This is a genomic window from Phaeovulum sp., from assembly GCF_047638075.1.
Classification (GTDB): Bacteria; Pseudomonadota; Alphaproteobacteria; order Rhodobacterales; family Rhodobacteraceae; genus UBA6197.
The window spans coordinates 1-6,870 of the sequence record NZ_JBLJBV010000105.1; the positions used below are offsets into that span (position 1 = coordinate 1).

Consider the following 6,870-nt stretch of genomic DNA (forward strand, 5'->3'; position numbering starts at 1 on the left):
TGGTAAACGCCCTTTACGCAACCTATGAGGCCGGCCTGCCGGGCTTTGAGCAGAAATATTTTGAGATGCTGAAAGCTGGCGGATCAAAGCATCATAGGGAATTGCTGGCGCCCTTCGGGCTTGACGCCTCGGACCCGGCTTTCTGGGACAAGGGCCTGTCGATGATCGCGGGTATGATCGACGAATTGGAAGCAATGGAAGACTGAAGGGCGTTTGAGCCCTGTGGCGGACGGCACCCCAAAACCGGCCAATATCTGGCCGGTTTTTCTACAAGCCCCGTGTATCAAACGCGGCGAAAGGCTTTCAAGGCCCTGACCGGGTTCAGCGCGCGGGCCAAAACACCACAGACCACGCTGAACCACCGGGATGCTGGGTTAGCCCCACACCCCCTCAAACTCGCGCCATTCGCCTTTGCTCATGCCAGAGTTTTCGGCGGTGACAGTTTCGCCGGCCAAGCGGCGTTTCAGGACCTCGACCGCCTTGCCCGACAGGTTGACCCCGCCAAGACGGTAGTCCTCGAATGCGGCGTAGGCGTGGGGGACCCAGTCTTTCACGATCTGGCACATGGTTTCGGCATAGACGCGGATTTCATATTGGGCGTGGGCATCGGCGCGCAGCCGTAGAAATTGGAACAGGTTGTGCAGATCGCATTTCCAATACCACTGGGTGTAGACATTGGCGGGCAGGTTCATCCGGGCCAATTCCCGCGCGAGGCCTTTTTGACCGTCCTGGCTAAGCATGTCTTCGTAGTGGTCATAGCTGCGCATCGCGTCTTCGCGCAGCAGATCAAGCACGCGGGCGGCCTCGTCACCTTGCAGAACCTCACCGCGGCCCTGATTGTTGATCGTCGATTGCGCGGCCAGATGTTCGGGCGCCGGAATGTAGAATTCGCGGTCGAGAATGGAGTAGCGGGCCGAGTATTCATTGACGTTGGCGGTGCGGTGACGGATCCACTGGCGGGCGACAAACACCGGCAATTTGACGTGGAATTTGACCTCGCACATCTCAAACGGGGTCGAGTGCCAGTGCCGCATGAGATAGCGGATCAGCCCTTCGTCATTCGTCACCGCCTTGGTGCCGCGCCCGTAGGACACGCGGGCAGCCTGACAGATGGCGGCATCATCGCCCAAATAGTCGATGACGCGGACCAACCCGTGATCAAGCACCGGATGCGCGGTATAAAGCTGCGCCTCCATCCCCGGCGCGGTGGCGCGTAGCGTGGGTTGGGTCTGGCTACGGGCCTCAGCGATTTCCTGGGCCTGTTCGGGGGTAAGGGGCATGGGGTTCTCCGGGGTCGGTGCGCTGGCAGGGAACAGATTCGGGGGAACTATATCTGGGATATGCGACCCAAGGAACCGCTACCTGCGGTGGGTGATGCGCAACCGCGCCACATCGCGGCGAAACCCGCGCGATCCGGGGTTAAACGTTGACTTCCCGGGGTGTTTTCGACAGTTTTCACGACGAGGCTGGTTCAGTGAAAGAATTATGAATGTCGAGATATGCCCTGCCGTTGGCGGCAATGATAGCTTTGGCGTCCTGCAGCGGCGCGTCGATTGTGAAGCCGAAGACGGACGGGCCCGAGTCAGTGGCACCCTTGCCCGGCACGCCGAACCCGACGGCCACACGCGGGATCACGCGCTATGAGGCAAAGACTGAGGATGGAAGCGGCTTTGCGCAGAGTTTCAATTATAATTCAGCGGATGACACCTTTACCGTCGACAACCTCGCCTTTGACGGGGGCAATACCTATAGCCGTCTAACCCCGCCGGGTGCGCTTAATCCGGGGCCTTTCCGGGTATACGAAGGTCCGGCAAGTACCCCCGACAGCCTGACCGGCGTACCGATTGATCAGTTTTTGCATCGCGCCATTTTGGGAACCAGCACCAGCGGCGACGTCGAATTTGCAATCGTAAGGACCGGTTCTTACGTCAATTACGGATTTGGAGGTTTCGTCTACAGCCGAAATGGACGGGTTACATTGCCGCTGCCGTCAACAGGGCAGGCCCGATTCTCGGGCGACTATATGGCGCTGCGCGATTTTAACGGTCGCAGTGGCATCGAATACGCCACTGGCGCAATGACAGTTGATATCGACTTCAAGGACTTCAACGACGGTAAGGCCGTCAAGGGTTCTGTCACCAACCGTAAGGTTTTTGACATCAACGGAACTGATATTACCGCGCAGGTCGTGGCCGGGATGCAGGACAAGTTCGTTAACCCCAGCATCTCCGCCTTGCCGACGCTAACCTTTGTCGTTGGGCCGGGGCATGTCGATAGCAACGGTGAAATCACGGGCGCGCTGAACAGCCATGTTCGCAATGGCGACGGTGAGGACGAACTTTACGAAAACGGTAACTATTACGCACTGCTGTCGGGTGAAGGGGTTAACGAAGTGGTGGGTGTCATCGTCGTAACCGCCGAGGATGCGCGCTACAAGAATGTCACCGTACGCGAAACCGGCGGCTTCCTGCTGACCCGCCCCTAAGCCATGCGTTGGCTGTTTGCCCTGTCACTGGTGCTGACGGTGCTGCTGGCAGGGGGCTTGCACGCTGATCCGTTGGTGCTGGCGCCGAAGGATATGCGCCACACTGGTGAGCTTGCGCTGGCGTCGGGCAAGCCCGGTGCGGCGCTGGCCATTTCCAACGCGCTGCTGGGCCGCGATCCCCATGACTGGACCGCGCTGTTGCTGAAATCGCGTGCGGCGCGCGATCTGGGGGACTATGCCACCGCCCGCAAGGCCGCCAAGGCCGCCTGGGAAACGGCCCAAACGCCGGCCCAGCAGTACGCGGCGGCGCTGGCGCGGGCGCAGGCCGACGCTTCGGACAACCGCCGCACCTCGGCGCAATTTTGGCTGCGGCGCGCGGTTCAGGCGGCCCCGGATGAGCGCGCCCGCCAGCTTGCCATGCGGGATTTTCGTTATGTGCGCGCTCGGAATCCGTGGCGCTTTTCGGTCAATGCCGGGGCGGCGCCTTCGTCCAATATCAACGGAGGTAGCTCGGCCGATGTGCTGATGCTGGGTGCGATTCCGCTGGAATTATCGCCTGATGCCAAGGCCTTGTCAGGGCTGGAGGGGCGGCTGTCGCTATCCGTCGGGCGTAGGATTTGGGAAACCGCCAACACGCTAAGCGAGGTCGGGGCAAAGCTTTCAAGCCGGGTCTATCGGCTATCAGACAGTGCGCGCGAAAAGGCACCGATGGCGCGCGCCAGCGATTACGCATTTTCCGAAATTGAGGTCTATGCCCTGCACAAACGCCGCACATCCACAGGCGGCGAGGTCGAGGCGCTGCTGACGCTGGGGCATAACTGGTATGGGGGCGATCCGCTGTCGACCTACGCTCAGGCCGATCTGAGCCGCAGCTTTGCGCTATCGGAACGGGCGGTTTTGCAACTGCGCGGCGGGGTTGAACGGCAATGGCGGCTGGATCAGGCAGCGCGGTCGGCGGATGTGGCCTCGGTCGGGATTGGCGTTCAGCGGGCGTATGCAACCGGGCGGCTGAGCCTTGATCTGGATTGGCGGGTTGTGGCGTCAGACTCGATCAGCATCGACCATACCAGCCTGGACGCGACACTGGGCTACAGCTTTGGCAAACTTGTGGCGGGGGCCGAAGTGACCGCCTTTGCCAGCCTTGGGCGGCGCGATTTTGACGCCTCGCCCTATACGGTCGACGGGCGGCACGACACCCGCGCCGAGGCCGGGGTGACGCTGTTTTTCCGCAACCTCGACTATCTGGGCTTTGCGCCCGAATTGGGCCTGCGTGCCAGCCGCGTAGATTCCAACGTCAGCCTTTATGACAGCAGCAATCTGGGCATAACGCTGGGCTTTCGGTCGGCCTTCTAGGCGGACAGTCGCGGCACGGGGTGCTATGCTGCGGCAAACGGCAGGAGGTTTTCAATGAAACTGAAATATTTGCACACGATGGTCCGGGTTCTGGATCTGGAAAAGTCCATGACCTTCTATCGGCTTTTGGGCCTTGAAGAGGTGCGGCGGATCGATTCAGAGGCGGGACGGTTTTCGCTGATCTTCATGGCCCCCCCCGGGCAAGAGGAATGCCCGGTCGAGCTGACCCACAACTGGGATGGCGACCCGGGCCTGCCCTCGGACGGCCGGCATTTCGGCCATCTGGCCTATGCTGTCGATGATATCTACGCCGTTTGCGCGCATCTGAAAGCCAATGGCGTGGTGATCAACCGCCCGCCGCGCGACGGCCATATGGCCTTCGTGCGCAGTCCCGACAACATCTCGATCGAGCTTTTGCAGATGGGCGAAGCCTTGCCCCCCGCGGAGCCTTGGGCCAGCATGGAAAATACCGGCCACTGGTAACGCCAACGCCCCTGCCCCACCAAAGCCCGTTTCGCTTTGGTTGAAATTTCTTTGGGGGAGGGCACCTTGAAAAAAGTGGCGCGGGGGGCGCAGTTAGCCCCCTATCGGCGGCAGCCGGCGCAGCATCCCTAATAGATAAACCGGATTTGATCGGTCCAATATCGCTCCATCCGGCGCAGCAACTGGTTCACATCTTCCATCCCCTCACGCCCGATAATGCCGCGATCCTCCATGCCTGCGGCATGACGCGCGAACAGCTCTGCGACGGCATTGCTGAGGTTACGCCCCTTTGGCGTTAACCGCACCCGGACCGAACGGCGGTCAATCTCGCAGCGTTGGTGGTGCATATGGCCGGTTTCCACCAACTTTTTCAGATTATAGGACACGTTCGAGCCTTGGTAATATCCGCGCGTCTTCAGTTCGCCCGCCGTCACCTCGTGGTCACCCACATTAAACAGCAAAAGCGCCTGTACCGCGTTGATTTCCAGTATGCCCAATCGTTCAAATTCGTCCTTGACCACATCCAGCAGCAGCCGATGCAGCCGTTCCACAAGCGCCAGACTATCCAGATAACCGGCCATGATCCCCGCTTCGGGGGCTGCCATCAAAGAGGTTTGCATTGTCATTCGTTTCTCCGTCAAGTCGCTGCCCAAGGCTGACTTTGACCAAGATTTCCGAAGTTTCGGTTAATCGGAACAAATAAAGATCAAAAGAAATGCAAATCAGGAACAATCAGGTGTGTGGCGCACCCGTGCAAAGGCATTGATTCGCGTCAGCAAATCCAGATAGGGGGCAGGCGTCGGCTGGGTGCCCATGATCCAAGTGTAGATTTCCTGATCGTTCTCGCCCAGGAGGCGATCATAAATCACAAGATCCGCTGCAGATAGCTGCGCTAGCGTTTCATCGGCAAAAGGGCCCAGGATCAGATCCATTTCCTTCATCCCACGCCGCCAACTGCGCATTGTCATGCGTTTCAACCCGGCTTCTTCCGTTTCGCTCATCACACCCCTCCTTGGGTCGTCAGACGCTTTTCCAGCCGCTCCAACCGCCCGTCCAGCCCCGACAGCCCGGCCCGCAAGGCGCGCACCTCGGCCAAAACCGCGGCCAGGCTCATTTCGGTTGGCGCGGGCTTGGGCCCGTCAATGCCGTCGCCCTCACCCGTCAACAGCCACATGAGAGAGACATTGAGCATCCCTGCCAGCATCTGCAATCGGTTCGCGCGCGGGTCGGCGGCGTCGCCTTCCCAGGCCTGCAAGGTGGTCAGCCGCACCCCAAGGCGCCGTGCAAGTGCCTCTTGGGTCATGCCGGCGGCTTCGCGGGCACCCTCAAGTCTGTCACCAAAGGTCGCGGCGGCGCCGCTGAACCAGCCGGCGGTTGTTTCGGCCTCCATCGCTCTTTCCTCTTCGTGCTTGATCGCGTGATCATGCCACCCTAAGACTTTGCAGCGGCAGATACAAACCGGAGTTCCCCGATCATGGCCTTCTTGTCCGATACGCTTGGCCGGGTAAAACCCTCGCCAACCATCGCAGTCACGCAAAAAGCAGCTGAACTGAAAGCTGCCGGGCGCGATATTATCGGGCTGGGCGCGGGCGAGCCGGATTTTGACACGCCCGACAATATCAAGGCCGCCGCAAAGGCCGCAATTGACGCGGGCCGCACGAAATACACGGCCGTCGACGGCATCCCGGAACTGAAGGCCGCGATCTGCGCGAAATTCGCCCGCGAAAACGGCCTTGCCTACACCCCCTCGCAGGTGACGGTCGGGACCGGCGGCAAACAGGTGCTTTACAACGCGCTGGTGGCCACGCTGAACCCCGGCGATGAGGTGATCATCCCCGCGCCCTACTGGGTCAGCTACCCCGATATGGTGCTGCTGGCCGGGGGCACCCCGGTCTTTGTGACCGGCCCGATGCAGACCGGCTACAAGATCACCGGCGATCAGCTTGAGGCCGCGATCACCCCGAAAACCAAATGGTTCATCTTCAATTCCCCCTCGAATCCCTCGGGCGCGGGCTATTCGGCGGCAGAGCTGAAAGAGTTGACCAATGTGCTGATGCGCCATCCGCATGTCTGGGTGATGACGGACGACATGTATGAACATCTGGTCTTTGATGATTTCGAGTTTGCCACCCCGGCGGCGGTTGAACCGGGGCTTTACGGGCGCACGCTGACCTGCAACGGCGTCTCCAAAGCCTATGCGATGACCGGCTGGCGGATTGGCTATGCCGCAGGCCCCGAACCTCTGATCAAGGCCATCGGCAAGGTGCAATCGCAATCCACCTCAAACCCCTGCTCGGTCAGCCAATGGGCGGCGGTCGAAGCGCTGACCGGCCCGCAAGACTATATCCGCGACAGCCGCAAAGTGTTTGAACGCAGGCGCGATCTGGTCGTGGCCGGGCTGAACGCCTGCCCCGGCATCCGCTGCCCCACACCGGAAGGCGCATTCTACGTCTACCCGTCAATCGCGGAAATCATCGGCAAAACCAGCGCCGGGGGCAGCAAGATCACCGATGATGAAGCCTTTGCCAGCGCGCTTTTGGAAGAGACCG

General features: G+C 60.6%; 8 protein-coding genes and 1 pseudogene. 5 read left to right on the plus strand and 4 right to left on the minus strand.

The annotated features are described in order from the left end of the window. Positions 1-206, plus strand: a pseudogene (locus ACM62R_RS15560) (oligoendopeptidase F); the annotation flags it as partial. 168 nt (positions 207-374) lie between these two features. On the opposite strand, the gene thyX reads toward ACM62R_RS15560, so the two are convergent. Further along, on the minus strand, positions 375-1,280 hold the full coding sequence (gene thyX, locus ACM62R_RS15565) for an FAD-dependent thymidylate synthase (protein WP_415184960.1): 906 nt from the start codon (positions 1,278-1,280) through the stop codon (positions 375-377). A 209-nt stretch (positions 1,281-1,489) separates the two neighbouring features. Here thyX and ACM62R_RS15570 point away from each other — a divergent pair, with 209 nt between their 5' ends. Genes ACM62R_RS15570 through ACM62R_RS15580 form a run of 3 tightly spaced genes read left to right on the plus strand, consistent with a single transcriptional unit; the run spans position 1,490 to position 4,321 of the window. Next, entirely contained in the window at positions 1,490-2,485 is a 996-nt protein-coding gene (locus ACM62R_RS15570) for a hypothetical protein (protein ID WP_415184961.1), read from the plus strand. 3 nt (positions 2,486-2,488) lie between these two features. Further along, positions 2,489-3,838 carry a surface lipoprotein assembly modifier gene (locus ACM62R_RS15575; protein WP_415184962.1) on the plus strand — a complete coding sequence of 450 codons (1,350 nt, stop codon included), beginning with the start codon at positions 2,489-2,491 and terminating at the stop codon, positions 3,836-3,838. A 54-nt stretch (positions 3,839-3,892) separates the two neighbouring features. Further along, positions 3,893-4,321 carry a VOC family protein gene (locus ACM62R_RS15580; RefSeq protein WP_415184963.1) on the plus strand — a complete coding sequence of 143 codons (429 nt, stop codon included), beginning with the start codon at positions 3,893-3,895 and terminating at the stop codon, positions 4,319-4,321. A gap of 128 nt (positions 4,322-4,449) precedes the next feature. Here ACM62R_RS15580 and ACM62R_RS15585 read toward each other — a convergent pair whose 3' ends face one another. The 3 genes from ACM62R_RS15585 to ACM62R_RS15595 all read right to left on the minus strand — a co-directional run bounded on the left by ACM62R_RS15585 (position 4,450) and on the right by ACM62R_RS15595 (position 5,711). Continuing rightward, the gene (locus tag ACM62R_RS15585) at positions 4,450-4,947 is read right to left on the minus strand and encodes a MarR family winged helix-turn-helix transcriptional regulator (protein ID WP_415184964.1); all 498 of its coding nucleotides are present in this window, start codon (positions 4,945-4,947) and stop codon (positions 4,450-4,452) included. Positions 4,948-5,043: 96 nt separating this feature from the next. After that, positions 5,044-5,322, minus strand: coding sequence for a succinate dehydrogenase assembly factor 2 (locus ACM62R_RS15590; protein WP_415184965.1), 279 nt, complete (start codon positions 5,320-5,322; stop codon positions 5,044-5,046). Beyond that, positions 5,322-5,711, minus strand: coding sequence for a helix-turn-helix domain-containing protein (locus ACM62R_RS15595; RefSeq protein ID WP_415184966.1), 390 nt, complete (start codon positions 5,709-5,711; stop codon positions 5,322-5,324). Before ACM62R_RS15595 ends, ACM62R_RS15590 begins: the two co-directional genes overlap by 1 nt. Before the next feature lie 84 nt (positions 5,712-5,795). Between ACM62R_RS15595 and ACM62R_RS15600 the strand changes: the two genes are divergently transcribed. After that, positions 5,796-6,870: pyridoxal phosphate-dependent aminotransferase (locus ACM62R_RS15600; RefSeq protein ID WP_415184967.1), on the plus strand; the 1,075-nt coding region annotated here is incomplete at its 3' end.

Excerpts from the sequence above, each read along its gene's own strand:
- ACM62R_RS15570 (WP_415184961.1), top strand. The coding sequence starts at position 1,490 with ATGTCGAGATATGCCCTGCCGTTGGCGGCAATGATAGCTTTGGCGTCC.
- ACM62R_RS15595 (WP_415184966.1), bottom strand. The coding sequence starts at position 5,711 with ATGGAGGCCGAAACAACCGCCGGCTGGTTCAGCGGCGCCGCCGCGACC.
- ACM62R_RS15580 (WP_415184963.1), top strand. The coding sequence starts at position 3,893 with ATGAAACTGAAATATTTGCACACGATGGTCCGGGTTCTGGATCTGGAA.
- ACM62R_RS15585 (WP_415184964.1), bottom strand. The coding sequence starts at position 4,947 with ATGACAATGCAAACCTCTTTGATGGCAGCCCCCGAAGCGGGGATCATG.
- thyX (WP_415184960.1), bottom strand. The coding sequence starts at position 1,280 with ATGCCCCTTACCCCCGAACAGGCCCAGGAAATCGCTGAGGCCCGTAGC.
- ACM62R_RS15575 (WP_415184962.1), top strand. The coding sequence starts at position 2,489 with ATGCGTTGGCTGTTTGCCCTGTCACTGGTGCTGACGGTGCTGCTGGCA.
- ACM62R_RS15590 (WP_415184965.1), bottom strand. The coding sequence starts at position 5,322 with ATGAGCGAAACGGAAGAAGCCGGGTTGAAACGCATGACAATGCGCAGT.